The 21,213-nt window shown below is 73.1% G+C and carries 16 protein-coding genes; 10 read left to right on the top strand and 6 right to left on the bottom strand.

The window, feature by feature from the left end:
- Positions 1–164 precede the first annotated feature (164 nt).
- From ABTX81_RS13345 to ABTX81_RS13335, 3 genes are all read left to right on the top strand, one after another.
- On the top strand, positions 165–884 hold the full coding sequence (locus ABTX81_RS13345) for a VIT1/CCC1 transporter family protein (protein WP_350544165.1): 720 nt from the start codon (positions 165–167) through the stop codon (positions 882–884).
- Between the two features lie 465 nt (positions 885–1,349).
- On the top strand, positions 1,350–5,951 hold the full coding sequence (gene gltB, locus ABTX81_RS13340) for a glutamate synthase large subunit (RefSeq protein WP_350544163.1): 4,602 nt from the start codon (positions 1,350–1,352) through the stop codon (positions 5,949–5,951).
- Positions 5,944–7,404 (top strand): glutamate synthase subunit beta, encoded by a 1,461-nt coding sequence (locus ABTX81_RS13335; RefSeq protein WP_350543973.1) that lies wholly within the window; start codon positions 5,944–5,946, stop codon positions 7,402–7,404. The genes gltB and ABTX81_RS13335 overlap by 8 nt, the downstream gene beginning before the upstream one ends.
- A gap of 145 nt (positions 7,405–7,549) precedes the next feature.
- On the opposite strand, the gene ABTX81_RS13330 is transcribed toward ABTX81_RS13335, so the two are convergent.
- Positions 7,550–8,413, bottom strand: a complete 864-nt coding sequence (locus ABTX81_RS13330; protein WP_350543970.1) for a hypothetical protein — start codon at positions 8,411–8,413, stop codon at positions 7,550–7,552.
- Positions 8,414–8,716: 303 nt separating this feature from the next.
- On the opposite strand from ABTX81_RS13330, the gene ABTX81_RS13325 reads away from it, so the two are divergent.
- The 5 genes from ABTX81_RS13325 to ABTX81_RS13305 all read left to right on the top strand — a co-directional run bounded on the left by ABTX81_RS13325 (position 8,717) and on the right by ABTX81_RS13305 (position 13,649).
- Positions 8,717–9,583 carry a Sco1979 family transcriptional regulator gene (locus tag ABTX81_RS13325; protein WP_350543967.1) on the top strand — a complete coding sequence of 289 codons (867 nt, stop codon included), beginning with the start codon at positions 8,717–8,719 and terminating at the stop codon, positions 9,581–9,583.
- Positions 9,584–9,671: 88 nt separating this feature from the next.
- A complete protein-coding gene (locus ABTX81_RS13320; RefSeq protein ID WP_350543964.1) occupies positions 9,672–11,129 on the top strand; it encodes an aldehyde dehydrogenase family protein in 1,458 nt (485 codons plus the stop codon).
- A 152-nt stretch (positions 11,130–11,281) separates the two neighbouring features.
- On the top strand, positions 11,282–12,136 hold the full coding sequence (locus tag ABTX81_RS13315; protein ID WP_350543961.1) for an SAM-dependent methyltransferase: 855 nt from the start codon (positions 11,282–11,284) through the stop codon (positions 12,134–12,136).
- A 63-nt stretch (positions 12,137–12,199) separates the two neighbouring features.
- Positions 12,200–12,649 carry a MarR family winged helix-turn-helix transcriptional regulator gene (locus ABTX81_RS13310; protein WP_350543959.1) on the top strand — a complete coding sequence of 150 codons (450 nt, stop codon included), beginning with the start codon at positions 12,200–12,202 and terminating at the stop codon, positions 12,647–12,649.
- Positions 12,650–12,743: 94 nt separating this feature from the next.
- Complete coding sequence (locus ABTX81_RS13305) at positions 12,744–13,649, top strand: LLM class flavin-dependent oxidoreductase (RefSeq protein ID WP_502892766.1); 906 nt, start codon at positions 12,744–12,746, stop codon at positions 13,647–13,649.
- Positions 13,650–13,724: 75 nt separating this feature from the next.
- Here ABTX81_RS13305 and ABTX81_RS13300 read toward each other — a convergent pair whose 3' ends face one another.
- Complete coding sequence (locus tag ABTX81_RS13300; RefSeq protein WP_350543957.1) at positions 13,725–14,654, bottom strand: AraC family transcriptional regulator; 930 nt, start codon at positions 14,652–14,654, stop codon at positions 13,725–13,727.
- A 45-nt stretch (positions 14,655–14,699) separates the two neighbouring features.
- On the bottom strand, positions 14,700–15,626 hold the full coding sequence (locus ABTX81_RS13295; protein ID WP_350543955.1) for an NADP-dependent oxidoreductase: 927 nt from the start codon (positions 15,624–15,626) through the stop codon (positions 14,700–14,702).
- A 206-nt stretch (positions 15,627–15,832) separates the two neighbouring features.
- Here ABTX81_RS13295 and ABTX81_RS13290 point away from each other — a divergent pair, with 206 nt between their 5' ends.
- Positions 15,833–16,705: a MerR family transcriptional regulator gene (locus ABTX81_RS13290; RefSeq protein ID WP_350543953.1), complete on the top strand. Its 873-nt coding sequence runs from the start codon at positions 15,833–15,835 to the stop codon at positions 16,703–16,705.
- On the top strand, positions 16,702–17,676 hold the full coding sequence (locus ABTX81_RS13285; protein WP_350543951.1) for a BtrH N-terminal domain-containing protein: 975 nt from the start codon (positions 16,702–16,704) through the stop codon (positions 17,674–17,676). The genes ABTX81_RS13290 and ABTX81_RS13285 overlap by 4 nt, the downstream gene beginning before the upstream one ends.
- Positions 17,677–17,679: 3 nt before the next feature.
- Here the strand turns inward: ABTX81_RS13285 and ABTX81_RS13280 are convergent, their stop codons facing one another.
- From ABTX81_RS13280 to ABTX81_RS13270, 3 genes are all read right to left on the bottom strand, one after another.
- Positions 17,680–17,853: a cupin domain-containing protein gene (locus ABTX81_RS13280; RefSeq protein ID WP_350543948.1), complete on the bottom strand. Its 174-nt coding sequence runs from the start codon at positions 17,851–17,853 to the stop codon at positions 17,680–17,682.
- 342 nt (positions 17,854–18,195) lie between these two features.
- Entirely contained in the window at positions 18,196–20,022 is a 1,827-nt protein-coding gene (locus ABTX81_RS13275; protein WP_350543946.1) for a bifunctional metallophosphatase/5'-nucleotidase, read from the bottom strand.
- A gap of 202 nt (positions 20,023–20,224) precedes the next feature.
- Positions 20,225–20,842 carry a helix-turn-helix transcriptional regulator gene (locus tag ABTX81_RS13270; protein ID WP_350544159.1) on the bottom strand — a complete coding sequence of 206 codons (618 nt, stop codon included), beginning with the start codon at positions 20,840–20,842 and terminating at the stop codon, positions 20,225–20,227.
- Positions 20,843–21,213: the final 371 nt, after the last annotated feature.

Raw genomic sequence — 21,213 nt, 5'->3', positions numbered from 1 at the left:
TACTCCCGCTCCCGGCCGCCCCCGCACCCCGTGCGGAGGGCGGCCGCAGCCATGTTCGGACAGCCTTACTTTGCTGGAAATGCCCAGCTCAACAGGGCTACGGTCGATAAGTAAGGCGATCGGACCAATGGACGGAGAGGGGAACGGCCGTGACTGCGACCGCCCTGGAGCACGAGACCGGGCACCACCCCCGGATACCCGCCGCCGGGCACCACCGGGACGTCAACGGCGGCTGGCTGCGGCCTGCGGTGTTCGGAGCGATGGACGGCCTGGTCTCCAACTTCGCGCTGATGACCGGTGTCGTCGGCGGCGCCGTCTCCAACAGCACCGTGGTGCTCACCGGCCTCGCCGGGCTGGCCGCCGGCGCCTGCTCGATGGCGGCGGGGGAGTACACCTCGGTGGCCTCCCAGCGGGAGCTGGTGCAGGCCGAGATCGAGGTCGAGCGGCTGGAGCTGCGCCGCAACCCGCACGGCGAGCTGGCCGAGCTGACCCAGCTCTACGTCGAGCGCGGGGTGGAGCCCGAGCTGGCCCACGAGGTGGCGCGGCAGCTGTCCGCCGACCCGGAGCAGACGCTGGAGATCCACGCCCGCGAGGAACTGGGCGTCGACCCCAACGACCTGCCCTCGCCGTGGGTGGCGGCCGGCTCCTCCTTCGTCTGCTTCGCGGTGGGCGCGCTGCTGCCGCTGCTGCCCTACCTGCTGGGCGCGACCTCGCTGCTGCCGGCGCTGCTGGTCGCGGCGGTCGGACTGTTCACCTGCGGCGCGGTGGTGGCCCGGGTGACGGCGCGCACCTGGTGGTACAGCGGGGTGCGGCAGCTGCTGCTGGGCGGGGTGGCGGCCGGGGTGACCTATCTGCTGGGCGCGCTGATCGGCGGGCAGGTCTGACCTTCGGCGAGGCCGTCGAGGGCCCGTGGAGGGGCCTGCGGGTGGGCCGGCCGGGCACTGTGCCGTTGCATTGTTATGCAACTGAACGGGTGAGGTTGCACACATGGCCGCCCGGCCGCGCCTGGCCATGTCTCGCCATGTGGGCGGATCGGCCGAGGAATCGCATCCGCGGATCGATTTCCGGGATGGAATCCCAGGGCACTTTGATCGACTCCCATGATCGCCGGATTTCGGCCCTGTTTCAGGCGATGGAGGGCCGGGCACAATCGTCGGGACGTGCGGTGTGGCACGTCCCCTCACTGCCCGGTGACCTGCGGATCCGTCCGCGATGTGGACGCGATATTCCGCTTCCCGGGACCTTCGGCATCATGTAACGTGCGTGCCTCAATCGCATCAGGGCCAACGTCGTCCCTACTGCATCAGTTTCGAAAGACGACGACGGGAGAGCCGATGCTGTCTGCATCCATGCACTCCGCCAACGAGCCCCAGGCCGGCGCCCCCCGCCCGCCGTACGCGCTCGTTCCGGATGCGCGACCTGCTGCTCAGGGCCTGTACGACCCGCGAAACGAGCACGATGCCTGTGGCGTCGGATTCGTCGCCACGCTGACCGGCACCGCCGACCACACCGTCGTCGAGCAGGCGCTGACCGTCCTGCGCAACCTGGAGCACCGCGGCGCCACCGGCGCCGAGCCGGACTCCGGTGACGGCGCGGGCATCCTCACCCAGGTCCCGGACGCCTTCCTGCGCGCCAGGGTCTCCTTCGACCTCCCCGAGGCCGGCGCCTACGCGGTCGGCATCGCCTTCCTGCCCGACTCCGACGACGAGGACGCCGCCGCCGTCGCCCGGATCGAGGCGATCGCCGCCGAGGAGGGCCTGACCGTCCTCGGCTGGCGCGACGTCCCGGTCGGCCCCGACCTGCTGGGCGCCACCGCCCGGAGCGTCATGCCGCGCTTCCGCCAGCTCTTCCTGGCCGGCGAGGGCCTGAGCGGCATCGCGCTGGACCGGATCGCCTTCGTGGTCCGCAAGCGCTCCGAGCGCGAGGCCGGGGTCTACTTCCCGTCGCTGTCCGCGCGCACCATCGTCTACAAGGGCATGCTGACCACCGGCCAGCTGGAGCCCTTCTTCCCCGACCTGTCGGACCGGCTCTACGCCTCCGCGCTCGGCCTGGTGCACTCGCGGTTCTCCACCAACACCTTCCCGAGCTGGCCGCTCGCCCACCCGTACCGGTTCGTCGCGCACAACGGCGAGATCAACACGGTCAAGGGCAACCGCAACTGGATGACCGCCCGGGAGTCCCAGCTCGCCACCGACCTGATCCCGGGCGACCTGAGCCGGATCTTCCCGGTCTGCACCCCGGACCACTCCGACTCGGCCTCCTTCGACGAGGTCCTGGAGCTGCTCCACCTCGGCGGCCGCTCGCTGCCGCACGCCGTGCTGATGATGATCCCGGAGGCGTGGGAGAACCACGCCACCATGGACCCGGCCCGCCGCGCGTTCTACCAGTACCACTCCAACCTGATGGAGCCCTGGGACGGCCCGGCCTGCGTCACCTTCACCGACGGCACCCGGATCGGTGCCGTGCTGGACCGCAACGGCCTGCGCCCCGCCCGCTACTGGATCACCGAGGACGGCCTGGTCGTCCTCTCCTCCGAGGTCGGCGTGCTCGACATCGAGCAGACCCGGGTGGTCAAGAAGGGCCGGCTGCAGCCCGGCCGGATGTTCCTCGTCGACACCGCCGAGCACCGCATCGTCGAGGACGAGGAGATCAAGTCGGCGCTGGCCGCCGAGCACCCCTACGCGGAGTGGGTCGAGGCCGGGCAGATCCAGCTCGCCAAGCTCCCCGAGCGCGAGCACATCGCGCACACCCACGCCTCGGTCACCCGCCGCCAGCAGACCTTCGGCTACACCGAGGAGGAGCTGCGGGTCATCCTGGCGCCGATGGCGAAGACCGGCGCCGAGGCGCTCGGCTCGATGGGCACCGACTCGCCGATCGCCGCGCTGAGCGAGAAGCCGCGCCTGCTGTTCGACTACTTCGTGCAGCTCTTCGCGCAGGTCACCAACCCGCCGCTGGACGCCATCCGCGAGGAACTGGTCACCTCGCTGCTGTCCAACCTCGGCCCCGAGGGCAACCTGCTGGCCGCCGAGGCCGCGGCCTGCCGCTCCGTCGGCATCACCTTCCCGGTGATCGACAACGACGAGCTGGCCAAGCTGGTCCACATCAACGCGGACGGCGACCAGCCCGGCCTCAAGGCCGTCACGCTGTCCGGCCTCTACAAGGTCGCCGGCGGCGGCGAGGCCCTGGCCGCCCGGCTCACCGCGATCGCGGCCGAGGCCGACGCGGCGATCGCCGACGGCGCCCGGATCATCGTGCTCTCCGACCGGCACTCGGACGCCGAGCACGCCCCGATCCCCTCGCTGCTGCTCACCTCGGCGATCCACCACCACCTGATCCGCACCAAGCAGCGCACCCAGGTGTCGCTGCTGGTCGAGGCGGGCGACGTCCGCGAGGTGCACCACGTCGCGCTGCTGATCGGCTACGGCGCCGGCGCGGTCAACCCGTACCTGGCCATGGAGTCGGTCGAGGACCTCGTCGCGCAGGGCACGTATCTGCAGCAGGGGGGCCTGCAGGGCGTGGAGCCCGAGAAGGCGATCAAGAACCTGATCAAGGCGCTCGGCAAGGGCGTGCTCAAGGTGATGTCCAAGATGGGCATCTCCACCGTCGCCTCCTACCGCGGCGCCCAGGTCTTCGAGGCGATCGGCCTCTCCCGGGAGCTGGTGGACGCCTACTTCGCCGGCACCACCACCAAGCTCGGCGGCATCGGCCTGGACGAGATCGCCAAGGAGACCGCCGCCCGGCACGCCAAGGCGTACCCGGCCTCCGGCATCCCGGCCGCGCACCGCGCGCTGGAGATCGGCGGCGAGTACCAGTGGCGCCGCGAGGGCGAGCCGCACCTGTTCGACCCGGACACCGTCTTCCGGCTGCAGCACTCCACCCGCAACCGCCGGTACGACATCTTCAAGCAGTACACGGACCGGGTGAACGAGCAGTCCGAGCGGCTGATGACGCTGCGCGGCCTGTTCAAGCTCGACGCGCTCGGCCGCACCCCGGTGCCGGTCGAGGAGGTCGAGCCGGTCTCCGAGATCGTCAAGCGGTTCTCCACCGGCGCCATGTCCTACGGCTCGATCTCCCGCGAGGCGCACGAGACCCTGGCCATCGCGATGAACCGGCTCGGCGGCAAGTCCAACACCGGCGAGGGCGGCGAGGACCCGGACCGCCTGCACGACCCGGAGCGCCGCTCGGCGATCAAGCAGGTCGCCTCCGGCCGGTTCGGCGTCACCTCCGAGTACCTGGTCAACGCCGACGACATCCAGATCAAGATGGCCCAGGGCGCCAAGCCCGGCGAGGGCGGCCAGCTGCCCGGCCACAAGGTCTACCCGTGGGTCGCCAGGACCCGGCACTCCACCCCGGGTGTCGGCCTGATCTCGCCGCCGCCGCACCACGACATCTACTCGATCGAGGACCTGGCGCAGCTGATCCACGACCTCAAGAACGCCAACCCCGAGGCCCGCATCCATGTGAAGCTGGTCTCCGAGGTCGGCGTCGGCACGGTCGCGGCCGGCGTCTCCAAGGCGCACGCGGACGTCGTGCTGGTCTCCGGCCACGACGGCGGCACCGGCGCCTCGCCGCTCACCTCGCTCAAGCACGCGGGCGGCCCCTGGGAGCTCGGCCTCGCCGAGACCCAGCAGACCCTGCTGCTCAACGGCCTGCGCGACCGGATCGTGGTGCAGACCGACGGCCAGCTGAAGACCGGCCGCGACGTCGTCATCGCCGCCCTGCTGGGCGCCGAGGAGTTCGGCTTCGCGACCGCCCCGCTGGTGGTCTCCGGCTGCATCATGATGCGCGTCTGCCACCTGGACACCTGCCCGGTCGGCGTCGCCACCCAGAACCCGGTGCTGCGCGAGCGCTTCTCCGGCAAGCCGGAGTTCGTGGTCAACTTCTTCGAGTTCATCGCCGAGGAGGTCCGGGAGATCCTGGCCTCGCTGGGCTTCCGCTCGATCGAGGAGGCCGTCGGCCACGCCGAGCACATCGACGCCGAGGCCGCCGTCGGCCACTGGAAGGCCGCCGGGCTCGACCTGGCCCCGCTGTTCCACGTGCCCGAGCTGCCCGAGGGCGCGGCCCTGCACCGCACCACCACCCAGGACCACGCGCTGGACAAGGCCCTGGACAACCAGCTGATCGACCTGGCCCAGGACGCCCTGGAGAACGGCGAGGCCGTCCGCATCCAGCTGCCGATCCGCAACGTCAACCGGACCGTCGGCACCATGCTCGGCCACCACGTGACCAAGCGGTACCGCGGCGAGGGCCTGCCGGAGGGGACCATCGACGTCACCTTCACCGGCTCGGCGGGCCAGTCCTTCGGCGCCTTCGTGCCGCGCGGCATCACGCTGCGCCTGGAGGGCGACGCCAACGACTACGTCGGCAAGGGCCTGTCCGGCGGTGTGATCGTGGTCCGCCCGGCCCGTGACGCGGCGGCGATCGGCAACGACGCGCAGAACCACGTCATCGCCGGCAACACCATCGGCTACGGCGCCACCGCCGGCCGGATCCACCTGCGCGGCAAGGCCGGCGAGCGGTTCGCCGTCCGCAACTCCGGGGCCACCCTGGTCGTCGAGGGCGTGGGCGACCACGGCCTGGAGTACATGACCGGCGGACGGGTCGTCATCCTCGGCGAGACCGGGCGCAACCTGGCGGCCGGCATGTCCGGCGGCATCGCCTACGTGCTGGACCTGCGTCCGGGATGCGTCAACAGCGGCATGGTGGGCATCGAGGCCCCCAGCGCCGCCGACCGCGACTGGCTGCGCGAGACCGTGCAGCAGCACTACGAGGAGACCGGCTCCACCGTGGCCGCCGAGCTCCTGGCGGACTGGGGCAGCGGGGTCTCCCGCTTCTCCACGATCATGCCGACCGACTACAAGGCAGTGCTCGCCGCCAAGGACGCCGCTGAGCGCGATGGCCTCTCCGAGGCCGAGACCACTCGCAAGATGATGGAGGCGGCACATGGCTGACCCCAAGGGCTTCCTGACCACGCCCAAGCAGCTGGCCGAGCGGCGTCCGGTGGACGTGCGACTGCGGGACTGGAACGAGGTCTACGTCGAGCGCAGCCTGCTGCCGATCATCACCAAGCAGGCCGGCCGCTGCATGGACTGCGGCATCCCGTTCTGCCACAACGGCTGCCCCCTCGGGAACCTCATCCCGGAGTGGAACGACCTCGCCTTCCGGGACGACTGGAAGGGCGCGATCGAGCGGCTGCACGCGACCAACAACTTCCCGGAGTTCACCGGGCGGCTCTGCCCGGCGCCCTGCGAGTCGGCCTGCGTGCTCGGCATCAACCAGGACGCGGTGACCATCAAGAACGTCGAGGTCACCATCATCGACAAGGCCTGGGACCGGGGCGGGGTCACCCCGCAGGTGCCGGAGCGGCTGTCCGGCAAGACGGTCGCCGTGGTCGGCTCCGGGCCGGCCGGCCTGGCCGCCGCCCAGCAGCTCACCCGGGCCGGGCACACCGTGGTGGTGTACGAGCGGGCCGACCGGATCGGCGGCCTGCTGCGGTACGGCATCCCCGAGTTCAAGATGGAGAAGCGCCACATCAACCGCCGCATCGAGCAGATGCGCGCGGAGGGCACCCGGTTCCGCACCGGCGTGCACGTCGGCGAGGACATCACCGGGCAGCAGCTGCGCGAGCGCTTCGACGCGGTGGTCGTCGCGGCCGGCGCCACCACCGCCCGCGACCTGCCGGTGCCCGGGCGCGAGCTCAAGGGCGTCCACCAGGCCATGGAGTACCTGCCGCTGGCCAACAAGGTGCAGGAGGGCGACTTCGTGGAGTCGCCGATCAGCGCCAAGGGCAAGCACGTCGTGGTCATCGGCGGCGGCGACACCGGCGCGGACTGCGTCGGCACCGCGCACCGGCAGGGGGCGGCCTCGGTCACCCAGCTGGAGATCATGCCGCGGCCCGGCGAGGACCGCCCGGCCCACCAGCCGTGGCCGACCATGCCGATGACCTACAAGGTCACCTCGGCGCACGAGGAGGGCGGCGAGCGGGTCTACTCCGTCTCCACCACCCACTTCAGCGGCGACGAGGAGGGCAACGTCCAGCAGCTGCACCTCGTCGAAGTCCAGTTCAAGGACGGGAAGTTCGAGCAGGTCCCGGGGACCGGGCGGGCCATCCCGGCGCAGCTGGTCACCCTGGCGATGGGCTTCACCGGGACGGACGTGAAGAACGGTCTGGTCGAGCAGCTGGGCGTGGACCTCGACGCACGCGGTAATGTGGGCCGGGACGGCCGCTTCGCCACCAATGTCGATGGCGTCTACGTCTGCGGTGACGCCGGACGGGGCCAGTCCCTGATCGTCTGGGCCATCGCGGAGGGCCGCTCGGCCGCCGCGGCGGTCGACACCTACCTGGGCGGCAAGACCCCGCTGCCCGCACCGATCCGGCCGACGGACCGCCCCCTGGTGGTCTGATCCGGTCCAGGTAGCCCGGCGCCGCATCGCCGGGTCGTACCGAGCCGCACCCCGTCAGCGTCGCCGGGCCACCGCGGTCCATGGCGCCTGCCCACATCCCCGACCAGTTTGGGGGCAGGCGCCTTTCGCGTTTCCCCGGGGCGGGTCAGCCTGCGGGGAACGAGACGGGGCGGCCGGCGAGGTTGAGGACCACCCGGTCGCCGAGGGGGCGGGCGAACCGGAACCGGGCCTCGCGCGAGCCGCCGTAGGGCCCGCAGTCGGCCGGCCGGCCGGTGGTGCGGCCGACCAGCACCAGGACGTCGGCGGTCTCGTACACCGCGCCGGGCAGGGCGTCGGCGCAGTCGCGCGGGTACAGCGTGGCTTCCAGCCACCGCGCGCCGTGGTCGGGGCGGAGGTACCGGACGTCCGTGACGCCCTCGGGCAGGGCGTCGTCCTCCAGGGAGGAGGGGCCGGGCGGCTCCTGGGACTCCGCGGCGGCGACCGCGTAGGGCTCGCCGAGGCCGGCGAACACGAACTCCCAGACCGGGACCGTCGCCGTCCCGCGGCTGGTGCGCTGGGGCCGGGTCGCGGGGCGGACGGCGGTGACGGTGAGCCGGGTGTCGCAGGGCTCCCTGGTGCACGGGTCGGACCGCCGGCCGAGCCACCGGTTGGCGGTGCGCGGGTCGGTCAGCGGCAGGGTCAGCGCAGTACCGTCGGGGAAGGAGGCGGTCCCGGTGCCGGCGGCCGGGAGTTCCGCCGGCAGGTCCATCCGGCCGCCCAGGAAGGCGGCGAAGGCGCCGTCGTTCCGGGAGAAGTCGCCCGGCAGCCACTCCTCCCGGGACATCCAGGGCTGGTAGCCGGTGCGCCAGATCCGCTCGGCCGCGGAGCCGGGCCAGGCGGCGGCCACCTGCCGGGCCCTTTCCAGGGCCTCGCCGGCGGGGGCCAGGACGCCGGTGGGGGCCGAGGAGGCGTCACCGGGGAGGACGAGCACGGCGAGCAGGAGCGCGGCGGTGCGAAGTCGTCTCAGCACATCGACGGGGACGACCGGCGGCGCGCTCGGGTTGCGTCAACCGTTGTCGGATCCGGCCGAGTTGTGGCCCCCGGGGCGTCACCGGGGGGTTGGGGATGTCCATGGCGACGGCGGGGGACTAGAGTGCGTTCCGGGGAGCTACGGGTCGGCTACCGCGCGTATCCGGACGGTGGTCGTCCGGGCGGTCACGGCGGTGGACGGCGGCTCCGTCGAGGGTGTTCCGAGGACTGTTGTTTGTCGGTCCCTGATGGAAGACTGCGGCCGACGGCCGGGGGGCTGCGCGAGGTGCGGAGGGTTGAGGCGATGGGTGCGACTCAGGCGGGTGGTGGTGCCACGGTGCGGCGTCTGCTACTGGGGTCGCAACTGCGAAGGCTCCGGGAGGCCCGCGGGGTCAGCCGGGAGGAGGCCGGCTACTCGATCCGGGCCTCCGAGTCGAAGATCAGCCGGATGGAACTCGGCCGGGTCGGCTTCAAGGAGCGCGACGTCGCCGACCTGCTGACGCTGTACGGGGTCGACGCCGAGCCGGAGCGGGCCTCGGTGCTGGGGCTGGTGCGGGCGGCCAACGCGACGTCCTGGTGGCACGGCTACGGGGACGTCCTGCCGGGCTGGTTCCAGAACTACCTGGGCCTGGAGGAGGCCGCCACCGAGATCCGCAGCTACGAGGTGCAGTTCGTCCACGGGCTGCTGCAGACCGCCGACTACGCGCGGTCGGTGATCACCCACGGCGGGCACGTCACCGAGCCGGCCGAGATCGAGCGGCGGGTGGAGGTGCGGCTCAAGCGCCAGGAGGTGCTGACCGCCGAGCGGGCGCCGCGGCTGGTGGCGGTGCTGGACGAGGCCGTGCTGCGCCGGCCCTGGGGCGGGCCGGAGCTGATGCGGGCGCAGGTCGACCGGCTGCTGGAGCTGACCGAACTGCCGAACGTCGAACTGCAGGTGATGCCACTGGGCTTCGGCGGACTGCGCGCCGAGGGCGGGGCGTTCTCGGTGCTGGCCTTCGACGAGCGGGAACTGCCGGACATCGTGTACCTGGAGCAGTTCACCACCGCCCTGTACCTGGACAAGCCGGCCGAGGTCGCCGAGTACGCGGGCGCCATGGACGGTCTGGTGGCGGACAGCCTCTCCCCCGAGCGGACACGAGAACTTCTTCGCTCCGTACGCCAAGAGCTCTGACGGATAAGTACGATGAGCCCCGATCAGATCTGGTCGCGAACGACCGCGAACGTTGTTCGTGCGTCCCCGTAGGCATGAGAGGGATCGGATGTCGTACCTTTCCGAGTTGGCGCTGCAGTACATCGACGGTGAGTGGCGCGAGGGCAGCGGCTCCTGGGACATCGTCGACGTCGATCCCTACACCGGTGACAAGATCGCCGCGATCACCGTCGCCACCGTCGAGGAGGTCGACCAGGCCTACCGGGCCGCGGCGCTGGCGCAGAAGGAGTGGGCGGCGACCAACCCCTACACCCGCCGGCTGGTCTTCGAGCGCGCGCTGCGCATCCTGGAGGACCGCGAGCAGGAGATCACCCGGGACATCATGACCGAGCTCGGCGGCACCGCCGTCAAGGCCTGGTTCGAGCTCTCGCTCACCAAGGACATGCTGCGTGAGGCGATGCAGCTGTCGCTGCGCGCCGAGGGCCGGCTGCTGCCCTCCCCGGTGGACGGCAAGGAGAACCGGCTCTACCGGCTGCCGGTCGGCGTCGTCGGGGTGATCAGCCCGTTCAACTTCCCGCTGTTCCTGTCGATGAAGGCGGTCGCCCCGGCGCTGGCGCTCGGCAACGGCGTGGTGCTCAAGCCGCACCAGGAGACCCCGGTGATCGGCGGCACCCTGATCGCCAAGATCTTCGAGGAGGCGGGCCTGCCGGCCGGCCTGCTGAACGTCGTGGTCACCGACATCGCCGAGATCGGCGACGCGTTCATCGAGCACCCGGTCCCCAAGGTGATCTCCTTCACCGGCTCCGACAAGGTCGGCCGGCACGTCGCGACCGTCGCCGCCTCGCACTTCAAGCGGACCGTGCTGGAGCTCGGCGGCAACAGCGCGCTGATCGTGCTGGACGACGCCGACCTCGACTACGCGGTGGACGCGGCCGTGTTCAGCCGCTTCGTGCACCAGGGCCAGGTCTGCATGGCGGCCAACCGGGTGCTGGTCGACCGCTCGGTGGCCGAGGAGTTCACCCGCAAGTTCGTCGCCAAGGTCGCCACCCTCAAGGTCGGCGACCCCCGGGACCCCGCCACCCACATCGGCCCGCTGATCAACCCCGTCCAGGCGGACGCCCTCGGCGCGCAGGTCGACCAGGCGGTCGCCGCCGGCGCCACCGCGCTGCTGCGCGGCCGGACCACCGGCAGCCTGATGGAGCCCGTGGTGCTCGGCGACCTGCCGGCCGACGCGCCGATCCTGCGGCACGAGCTGTTCGGGCCGGTCGTGCTGGTGGTGGCGTTCGACGGCGAGGACGAGGCGGTGCGGATCGCCAACGACACGCCGTTCGGGCTCAGCGGCGCCGTGCACACGGCCGACGTGGAGCGCGGTGTGCGGGTCGCGCAGCGGATCGAGACCGGCATGATCCACGTCAACGACGGGACCATCGCGGACGAGCCGGTGGTGCCCTTCGGCGGCGAGAAGAACTCGGGCGTGGGCCGGCTGAACGGCGACTCCACGGTCGACGCGTTCACCACCGTGAAGTGGATCTCGATCCAGCACGGGCGCAGCCGCTTCCCGTTCTGACGGCTCCGGCCCGCCCCGGCCGTCCGCTCCCGCGCCGGAGGGGACGGCCGGGTTCCCGTTGCCGGCCGGGGCTGCCCTATGCTGCGCCTGTCGGACCGCGGGGGACTGTGTTCGACCGTGTGTGACCGGAACGGACCGAAGGGGTGGCAAGGGTGACCGGGTTTCAGGAGATCGGCCGGGAGTGGCTCGTCGGCGGCGAGGACGACGAGGCGCGGCCGCCCGCCGACCTGCGTCCCGAGATCCCGCACCCGGCCCGGATGTACGACTACTACATCGGCGGCAAGGACAACTTCCCGGCCGACCGCGAGGCCGCCGAGCGGGTGCTCGCGATCAGCCCGATGGTGCGGCTCAGCGCGCTCGCCAACCGGGCCTTCCTCGGCCGCGCGGTGCGTCACCTCGCCGGCGAGGGCATCCGGCGGTTCATCGACATCGGCACCGGCATCCCCAGCGCCGGGAACACCCACGAGGTCGCGCAGGGCGTGCGGCCCGACGCCCGGGTGGTCTACCTCGACAACGACCCGATCGTGCTGGTGCACGGCCGCGCCCTGCTGAGCGGCACCACCCCGGAGAGCACCTCGGTGGTCCAGGCCGACCTGCGTGACCCGGCCGCGATCCTGGCCGTCCCCGAGGTCCGCCGGGTGCTGGACGCCGGCGAGCCGGTGGGGCTGCTGCTCGTCGCCGTCCTGCACTTCATCGACGAGCAGGACGACCCGTACGGCATCGTGCGCACCCTGGTGGACGCCCTGCCGTCCGGCAGCCGCCTCGTCCTGTCGCACGGCACCCTCGACTTCACCCCGACCGCCGACGCCGGCCGCGGCCCCGCCGTCTACCGCAACGCCTCCGCCCAGCTCACCATGCGCAGCCGCGAGCAGGTGCTGCGCTTCTTCGACGGCCTCACCCTCACCGCCCCCGGCCTGGTCACCGCCCCCCTCTGGCGCCCCGACACTCCCGAGCACCCCACCGACTCCCAGATCGGCATCTGGGCCGCCGTCGCCGAGAAGCCCTGAGGGGGCCGGCACATTCCTGCCGGCGGTAGTTCGTGGTGCGAATTGGGGCGGTAGGGTGGGTGGGTGGACACGAGTGCGGGTGACGGGGTCGGGGTCGTGGGGGCGTTGGTGCGGGCGGCGTTCCTGGTGGACGCGGTCTATGCCGAGTCGGCGCGTGAGCACGGGCTGACGTCGCAGCAGGGGCAGTTGCTGTGTGTGCTGATGGGGCGGTCGTACGTGATGGGGGAGCTCGGGGGGCTGCTGCGGCTGGCCAAGTCGAGCCTGTCCGGGCTGGTCGACCGCAGTGAGCGCAACGGGCTGGTCCGGCGCGAGAGTTGTGAGGAGGACGCGCGGTCGGTACGGGTCGCGCTGACGGTGGAGGGGCTCGCGCTGGCGAGGCGGTTCTACGCGGAGACCTGCCGGCGGATCGACGAGTTGCCGGCCGGGCTCTCCGCCGGGGAGCGGGAGGCGCTCGCCGGGCTGCTCGGGCGGGTCGTGCTGGACAACAAGGTGCCCCCGGTGTTCGGGGGGTAGCGGCCGTCGAGCCCGAGGGGTTGCAGTTCGTGGCGCGAACTAATATGTTCGTGCCGCGAACTGCAACTCTTTTCTGCTTTGGGGGCAAGGGAACATGAGTCGTACCGTCGTCTTCGGATTCGGCGCGCCGGGCGATATCGCCGACACCGGGCAGCTGTTGAGCGTCGTCCAGCAGGCCGACCGGGACGGGCTGGACCACTTCTCGCTGTCCGACCACCCCTACCTCGGCGGACGGGTGGACGCGTACGCCGCGCTCGGGTTCCTGCTCGGGCGCACCGAGCGGATCAGCGGCTTCGCCAATGTCACCAACCTGCCGAGCCGGCCCGCGCCGCTGCTGGCCCGGGCGGTGACCTCGCTGTCCGCGCTCTCCGGCGGGCGGGTGGTGCTGGGCATGGGCGCCGGCGGGCTCTGGGACCGGATCGCCGACCTGGGCGTGGAGCGGCTCACCCCGGGCGAGGCGGTGGAGGCCTTCGAGGAGGCGATCGTCCTGGTGAAGCGGCTGTCCGGCGGCGGCGAGCCGGTCACCCACGAGGGCCGGCACTACCGCGTCCGGCGGATCGAGCCCGCCCCGGTGGCCGCGCCGCCGGTGTGGACGGGCTCCAACGGCCGCAAGTCGCTGGCCGTCACCGGCCGGGTCGCCGACGGCTGGATCCCCGGCCACGCGGCGGACTGGCTCAGCGAGCGCTACCGCACCTCGCGGCCGGTCATCGACGAGGCGGCCGCCGCCGTCGGGCGCGACCCGCGCGAGATCCGCACCGTCTACAACCTCCCCGGCGAGATCACCGACCGCCCGCTCGCCGCGACCCGGGACGGCGAACGGACCTGGCTCGGCGGCTCGGTGGACCAGTGGGTGGCCGAACTGACCGGCGCGGTGCTGGAGCACGGCGCCTCCGGCTTCACCCTCTTCGCCGCCGACCACGGCTCCCCGGACCCGCTCACCCTCGGCCGCTGGGCGAACGAGATCGCCCCGGCGGTGCGCGAGGCGGTCGCCGAGGGGTAGTCCTCCGCCCCGCCGGGGGACGCCCGGAAGGGCGAACTGCTGCGCGCCGGGGACGGCGGGTGAGCCGGGCGGGGCTCAGGCCGCCCGGGACTCCCGGCGGTAGCCGCCGGGCGCCAGGCCGAACTCCCGCTTGAACGCCTTCGCGAAGGCGTACTCCGAGCCGTAGCCGGTCTTCGCCGCGACGGTGGTGAGCGGGGCCTCCGACTCGCGCAGCAGCCGGGCCGCCGTGGTCATCCGCCAGCGGGTCAGATAGGCCATCGGCGGCTCGCCCACCAGCGAGGTGAAGCGGCGCGCGAACGCCGCCCGGGAGAGCCCGGCCCGGGCGGCGAGCGACTCCACCGTCCACGCCGTCGACGGCGCCTGGTGGATCGCGGTGAGCGCCGGGGCCACCGCCGAGTCGCCGAGCGCCGCCGCCCAGCCGGCCGCGGTGGCGGGCGGCTGCTCCTCGAACCACGCCCGCAGGATGTACAGCAGCAGCGAGTCGATCAGCGCCGGGACGATGCCGGTCGAACCGATCCGGGGGTTCTCCAGCTCGGCGCCGAGCAGCTGGACGGCCGCGCTCAGCTCCGGGTGCCGGCCGTGCCGGGTCTGCAGGTGGACGATCGCCGGCAGCTGCCGCACCAGCGGGTGCGGGCGCGCCTGGTCGAGGTGGTAGTTGCCGCACAGCAGGCTGGTGCGCGGCCCCTCGCCGCCGATGCTGAGGGTGCCGATCGGCAGCGACGGCCGGAACTGCGAGGCGCGATCGTACACGGCCGGGGTGCCCGGCTGGTCGGCGAGGATGTGGCCGCGCCCGTCGCGCAGGAACACCACGTCCCCCGGGCTGAGCGCGATCGGCGCGTTCCCCTCCTCCAGCGGCACCAGCCAGCACGTCCCGTACAGCACCACGTGGAAGCCGGCGCCGACGACCGGGGGCAGCCGCAGCCCCCACGGGGCCCGCCCCTCGGTGCGGACGGAGGCGGGCTGCCCCGTGCGCATCGAGCTCAGTGCCTCGGTCAGGATGTCCACATGCCCTCCCCGGTCGCCGTGCCGTCCCCGAGAACCCTACGGAACTCAGCCGACGGTCAGCACGATCTTGCCCTGGGTGCGGCCGGTGGCGATCAGCTCGTGTGCCTTGCCGGCCTCCTCCAGCGGGAAGGTCTCGGCGACGTGCGGACGGATCCGGCCCTCGTCGACCAGCCGGGCGATCGCCTCCAGCGAGGCGTAGTCCGGCTCCACCGAGACCCCCGCGAACCGGCGCCCGGCGGCCTCGACCTCGGCGGCCAGCCCGGTGTTCCAGTGCTCCATGATCGAGACCAGCACGCCGCCCGCCGCCAGCACCTCCAGCGAGGCGGTGCCCTGCGAGGAGGAGTCGAACACCACGTCCACCCGGCCGACCCGCCCCAGGAAGCCCTCCTCGCGGTAGTCCAGCACCTCGTCGGCGCCCAGCGAGCGCACGAAGTCGTGCTTCGGCGCGCTCGCCAGGGCGACCACGTGCGCGCCGCGCGCCTTGGCGATCTGCACGGCGAGGTGGCCGACGCCGCCCGCCGCCCGGTGGATCAGCACCCGTTGCCCCTCGGCCAGCCCCGCCGCGTCCACCAGGCCCTGCCAGGCGGTCAGCGCGGCCAACGGCAGCGCGGCGGCCCCCACATGGTCCAGCGAGGCGGGCTTGCGGGCCACCTGGCGGGAGGGCACCGCCACGTACTCGGCGTAGCCGGTGGCGGCGCGCGGGAAGAACGGCATCCCGAACACCTCGTCGCCGGCCTTGAACCGGGCGCCCGGACCGGCCTGCTCGACCACGCCGGAGATGTCCCAGCCGACCCCGAACGGCGGCTCGCCGAGCAGCGGGTACACGCCCGAACGGACCGCCGCGTCCACCGGGTTGACGCCGCTGGCGTGGACGCGGACCAGCACCTCGCCGCCGAGCGGGGCGGGCCGCTCGGCCTCGACGACCTCCAGGACCTCGGGACCGCCGAAGGACCGCTGGGTGACTGCGCGCATGGGACTGCTCCTTCTCGACTTCTCGACTTCTCGAACTTCTCGACTGGCCGTGCTCTCGGTGACGTGATCAACGGTAGGCAGGCCCGGCGCGCGGCTGAATATCCCGCTGTCTCGGGAAGATGTCCCAGCGTCTCGCCGACCGGCCGCCCCGGCCGGGGGAGGCGCCGAGTGGACCCTCCCACGGAGGGAGGGTCCACGATGGGGCCGTGCGAGACCCAGACGACGTCCCACGGGACGACCACCTCACCATCGGGCGCTTCGCCCGCCTCTGCCGGCTGAGCGTCAAACAGCTCCGCCACTACGACGACACCGGCCTGCTGCGCCCGGACCGGGTCGACCCCGCCACCGGCTACCGCTACTACGCCCCCGGGCAGGCCCGCGACGCGCTCACCGTCGCCCTGCTGCGCGAACTCGACGTACCGCTCGCGGTGATCGGCGCGACCCTGGCGGCCGCCGAGCCGGAGCGGGCCCGCCTGCTGCGCGCCGAACGCGACCGGGTCGCCGAGCGGATCACCCGCGACCGCGCCCGGCTGGAGCTGCTGGAGCGCCTCGCGGACGGCGGCGGACTGCCCGGGTACGAGATCACCCTCGGGCGGGAGCCGGAGCGCCGGCTCGCCGTCGTGCGGGCGGTGGCCGGACCGGGCGAGCTGGCGGAGCGGATCGGCGGGTGCGTCGGCCGGCTGCTGGCGGGCCTGGACGGCACGCCCTGGCGGCCCCCGCTGTGGGGGCTGTTCCCGCTGGACCTCGCCGAGGGCATGCGGATCGCGGTCGGCGCCGAGACGACGGGCCCGGACGGGACGGGCGAAACGGGCGGGGCGGGCGGGGCGGACGCGCTGCCCGACGGCCTGGAGCGCGAGGTGCTGCCCGGCGGGCCGGCGGTGGAGACCGTGCACCACGGCCCCTACGCCCAACTTCCGCTCGCCTACCACGCGTTGCTGGCCGCCGTGCACGAGCGCGGGCTGCGGCCGCTGGCGCCGGTGCGGGAGGCGTACCTGGTCGGACCGGGGGAAGCCCCGGCGGAGGAGTGGACGACCCGGCTGGTGGTCCGGGTCGAGGAACGGACGGAGGAGGCGGCATGACGCAGCCGCGCGGTGGGAAGCACTGCGAGACGACGGCGCTGGGCGTGCTGCTGCGCCACGAGGGCGTCGAGCTGTCCGAACCGATGCTGTTCGGGCTCGGGGCGGGGCTGTCGTTCATCTACTGGGACGCCAAGGGCATGGACTTCCCGTTCCTCGGCGGCCGGGTCAAGCCCTTCGAGCTGACCCGCGCGCTGGCCGCCCGGCTCGGGCTGGACCTGGACGTCCGGGAGACCGGCTCCGCCCGCCGGGCCTGGCAGAACGTGGCCGGCGCACTGGACGCCGGGCGCCCGGTCGGGCTCCAGCTCGACAGCTACCACCTGGAGTACTTCACCTCCAGGACGCACTTCGGCGGCCATGTGGTCGCGATGGAGGGCTACGACACCGAGAACGCCCGTCTGGTGGACACCGCGCAGCAGGGCGGCGCGGTGACCACCAGCCTGGCCTCGCTCGCGGCGGCGCGCGCCGAACGCGGCCCGATGACCGCCCGCAACCGCTCTTTCACGCTCGCCAGGCGCGGCGAACTCCCCGACCCGCGCACCCTGGTGGTGCCCGCGATGGCGGCGTGCGCGGCGGCCTTCCTGCACCCGCCGATCGCCAACCTCGGCCACCGCGGCATCGCCAGGGCCGCCGCCGCGGTGCCGGGCTGGCTGGCCCGCGCCGAGCGGCCGGATCGCCAACTGCCCCAGGCCGCCCGGCTGATGGAGCTGGCCGGCACCGGCGGCGCGCTGTTCCGCAACCTCTACCGGGACTTCCTCGGTGAGTGCGCCGACCTGCTCGGCGACCCCCGGGTGCGCACCGCCCGCGACCGCTACGCCGAGGCCGCGGCGGGCTGGACCGAGGTGGCCCGGCTCGTCGCCGCGGCGGGGGAGTCCGTCGACCGGGCGCCGCTGGAGCGGGCCGGCCGCCTGCTGGAGGAGCTGGCCCGGACCGAGCGCGGGGCGATGGAGGAGCTGGCCCGCCTGGCGGAGTAGCGCTCAGGGGCCCGCGGGCAGGTCGCCGATGCGGAACAGCGGGCGCCGGGAGGTCCGGCACCGCCAGACGGCGTCGGCGCCGTCCGCGGCCGGCACCAGCGGGTGGGAGTGGCCGGGGCAGGCCGGCCACTGGACGAACTCATGGCCGGCCAGGTGGTCCTGCACCTGCTCGGCCACGTACGCGGTGAGCGGCCCGGGCGGCAGGTACGGGTCGGTGTCGTGGGCGAACAGCGGCCCCGGGCGCCGCCCAGCCCGAGCAGGAACCCGGTGCAGTGGTCCTCCGAGAGCTCCCAGCGCAGGCCGTCCGGGAGCCGGGCGCCGGCGGGCAGGCGCCGCAGGTCACGGCCGATGCGGGCGCAGGGCTCGCGGAACTCGGCCGGCACGTCGTCCGGGGGCGGGGCCTCCAGGGGCCAGCAGGCGGTGGTCCGCACCGGCCCAGGCCAACCGGGGCCGGATGCGGAAGGGAACAGCCCCGGGCGTCCGGGGCTGTTCCTGCGGGTGGCGCGGCGGCGCCGGGGGTCAGAAGACCGGCTGGCCGGCCCGGACCAGGCGCCAGGACTCGGTGAAGAAGTCCGCCGGGTCGATGACGCCCTTCTCCTTCACCCAGGCGATCATCGCGTTGCGGATCTCGTCCGAGTTGGCCCACAGCAGCTGGGCCGCCGCGACGTGCGGGAAGTTGCCGCCGCCGTTGGCGCGGTAGTTGTTGACCGCGAGGACGAACCGGGCGGTCGGGTCGATCGGCCTGCCCTCGAAGGAGAGGCCGACGATCCGCGAGCCGACCGGCTGGGCGATGTCGATGTCGTACGAGACGCCGTACACCGCGTCGTAGTTGTAGTCCGGGGTGTTCTGCGCGTTGGTCAGGGTGGCCCGGTCGACCGGCGCGCCCGGGGCGAGCTGGGTGTAGTACTTCGCCGAGAACTCCAGGTAGTCCTTGATCTGGGCGCCCGTCAGGAGGCGGGCCTCCAGGGTGTTCTCGTAGATGTACAGGCCGGCCGCGTCGCGCAGCTTGACCTGGCCGGACGGGATCCTCGCGGTGCGGTTGAACGGCGCGGCCTGGGCGAGCACCGGCAGCCCGGCGTACTGGCCGCCGGCCAGCGCGGCGCGGACCACATCGGCCTGCACCTTGCCGATGAGGTCGATGATCGGGGTGTCCTTGAACGGCGCGTCCGCGATGGACAGCTCGATCCTGGCGGTGCCGATCACCTGGTTGACGTAGGCGACGACCTTCTTGTGCTGCTCGGTCATCAGGTCGACGATCTCCGGGTCCTCCGCGACGGTGTTGGAGTTCAGCACCCGGGAGGAGAGCGAGACGACCTTCCACGCGCCCTTGTCGAACTCGACCTCGAAGTCGAAGCAGCTCAGGCGCTGGCCCCACATCAGCGGCTCGGAGAGCACGACGGTCCTGCCGGTCTCCTTGTTGACGACCAGGCGCTGCGCGATCTCCTTGTGCGCGTGGCCCACCAGGACGGCGTCGATGCCCGGCACCTGCTCGGCCAGCGCCACCGAGGCGTTCTCCGGCCAGGGCAGCTGGTCGCCGTAGGAGGTGGCCTCGTCCATGCCGGAGTGGCAGGCGACCACGACGACGTCCGCGCCGGCGGCCTTGACCTTGGGCACCCAGGCCTTCGCGGTCTCGACGATGCCCGGGAAGGTCATCCTGCCGGCCACGTTGGCCTTGTCCCAGATCGCGATGCCCGGGTTGGTCAGGCCGACGATGCCGACCTTCAGCGCCGGGCCGGTTCCCAGCTTCAGCTTGCGGATCACGTACGGCGGGAAGGCCGGCTTGTCGTTGCGGGCGTGCAGCGCGTTGGCGCCCAGCAGCGGGAAGTCCAGCTGCTCCTCGTAGGCGCGCAGGGTGTCGATGCCGTAGTTGAACTCGTGGTTGCCGAGCGCGGCGGCGGTGTACTCCATGGTGTTCATGGCGAGCGCCATCGGGTGCTCGGGCGCGGTGTCGGCGTCGGTGGCGATCGGCTCGACCCGGGCGTAGTAGTACGTCAGCTGGGTGCCCTGGATGGTGTCACCGGCGTCGATGAGCAGGCAGCGGTCCCAGCCCTTCTCCTCGCGCACCTGCTTGGCCAGCGTGGAGATCTTGGCGAGGCCGACCTCGTTGTGCGCCTTGTCGGCGTAGACCGCGTCGGTGAAGTAGTCCCAGTTGAGCACCCGGCCGTGCAGGTCGGTGGTGCCCATCACGGTGAAGGCCTGGCGCTTGGTGCGCCCCTTGGCGCGGGCCTCGTCCGGTCCGGCCGCCGCGGCGGGGGTGGCGGCGGCGAAGGCGGCGCCGCTCGCGAGGGCGGCGCCGGCGGCGGTGGCGGCGGACCGGGTGACGAAGTCACGGCGGTTCAGGGACATTGGACGACTCTCCCGTGGGGACTGCGGAGCGGGGCTCGGCGACGCGCGTAGAAGTACGCGCGTAGAAGTGTGCCGTGCCGTCACCCCGAAGGACAGCCCCCGAACCTGTCCAGCAAGTGAGATCTTGGCGACTCGTTCATGACGCGGGCGGGCAGGTGCTGTACCTCCGCACCTGCCCGCCCTGTACCGGATCCGACCGGCTCTAGATGTACCCCTCACGGACCGCGTGGGCGACCGCGTGCGCCCGGTTGCGCAGCTGGAGACGGGTGGTCAGACCGTGCAGCACGTTCTTGACGGTCCGCTCCGAGTACGACAGCCGGGCCGCGATCTCCCCGGTGTCCCACCCCTCCGCGACCAGCCGCAGCACATCCGACTCCCGCTCCGACAGGCCCGCCGGAGCCTGCCCCGGCATCCCCTGCACGGACCGCTGCAAGCGGCCCACCTGGGCGATCAACCGCCCCTGCAGGTCCGCCGGCAGGTCACCGTCGCCCCGGGCCGCGGCCAGCACCGCCCGGCCCAGCCGCTCCGGCGTCGCCTCCCGGCGCCACAGGATGGCCGCCACCCCGCACTCGACGGCCTCCATCAACTCGGTCTCGCGCAGCCGCTCGACCACCAGCACCACCCGCTGCCCGGCCCCGCGCACCAGGCGGCGCAGCGCCGCCGTCGCGGCCGCGTCGGCCGACTCGGCGACCAGCACCGTGACCGTGCCCGGCGTGGCCGCACCCGTCGGGTCCACCACCGCCAGCCCCGGGAAACGGCGCAGCTGCGCCTCCGCACCCGCCCGGGAAAGCGGATCGGCGGCCTGGACGGCGACCGGCACCGTCGAGGTACGGGCGGCGGCGGCGGCGACCGGCCGGGCCGCCCCCGCCGTACCGCGGACCGCCCCGGCGGCGGACGCCTGAGGACGGACGGCCGCCACCGCGGCCGTGCCCGACGCGGACCCCGCCACGGCGACCGCGCGGGCCGCCGTGCGCTGCGGAGCCACCGTTCGAGCGGTGGACGCCGAAGCCCTTACCGCCGTACCACGGCGGTCGTACTCGGTGTGCAGAACAGTCAAATCTGGCCCCCTCCTGGAGAAGCCGGCCCGGCCACCCGGCGGACCCCGAACCTCAGGGCGTTTGCGCCCCACCCGGGACGGCCGGCCGTTTCGACGGCGATCCGGGAGCGCTGCCCGTGCCCCGGAAACTCCCA

The organism is Kitasatospora sp. NPDC097605, from assembly GCF_040302725.1.
GTDB lineage: Bacteria > Actinomycetota > Actinomycetes > Streptomycetales > Streptomycetaceae > Kitasatospora.
Note: the sequence above shows the minus strand (reverse complement) of the source record. Positions and strands in the feature narration are given on the sequence as shown.

Excerpts from the sequence above, each read along its gene's own strand:
- gltB (WP_350544163.1), top strand. The coding sequence starts at position 1,350 with ATGCACTCCGCCAACGAGCCCCAGGCCGGCGCCCCCCGCCCGCCGTAC.
- ABTX81_RS13335 (WP_350543973.1), top strand. The coding sequence starts at position 5,944 with ATGGCTGACCCCAAGGGCTTCCTGACCACGCCCAAGCAGCTGGCCGAG.
- ABTX81_RS13325 (WP_350543967.1), top strand. The coding sequence starts at position 8,717 with ATGGGTGCGACTCAGGCGGGTGGTGGTGCCACGGTGCGGCGTCTGCTA.
- ABTX81_RS13320 (WP_350543964.1), top strand. The coding sequence starts at position 9,672 with ATGTCGTACCTTTCCGAGTTGGCGCTGCAGTACATCGACGGTGAGTGG.
- ABTX81_RS13305 (WP_502892766.1), top strand. The coding sequence starts at position 12,744 with ATGAGTCGTACCGTCGTCTTCGGATTCGGCGCGCCGGGCGATATCGCC.
- ABTX81_RS13295 (WP_350543955.1), bottom strand. The coding sequence starts at position 15,626 with ATGCGCGCAGTCACCCAGCGGTCCTTCGGCGGTCCCGAGGTCCTGGAG.
- ABTX81_RS13285 (WP_350543951.1), top strand. The coding sequence starts at position 16,702 with ATGACGCAGCCGCGCGGTGGGAAGCACTGCGAGACGACGGCGCTGGGC.
- ABTX81_RS13275 (WP_350543946.1), bottom strand. The coding sequence starts at position 20,022 with ATGTCCCTGAACCGCCGTGACTTCGTCACCCGGTCCGCCGCCACCGCC.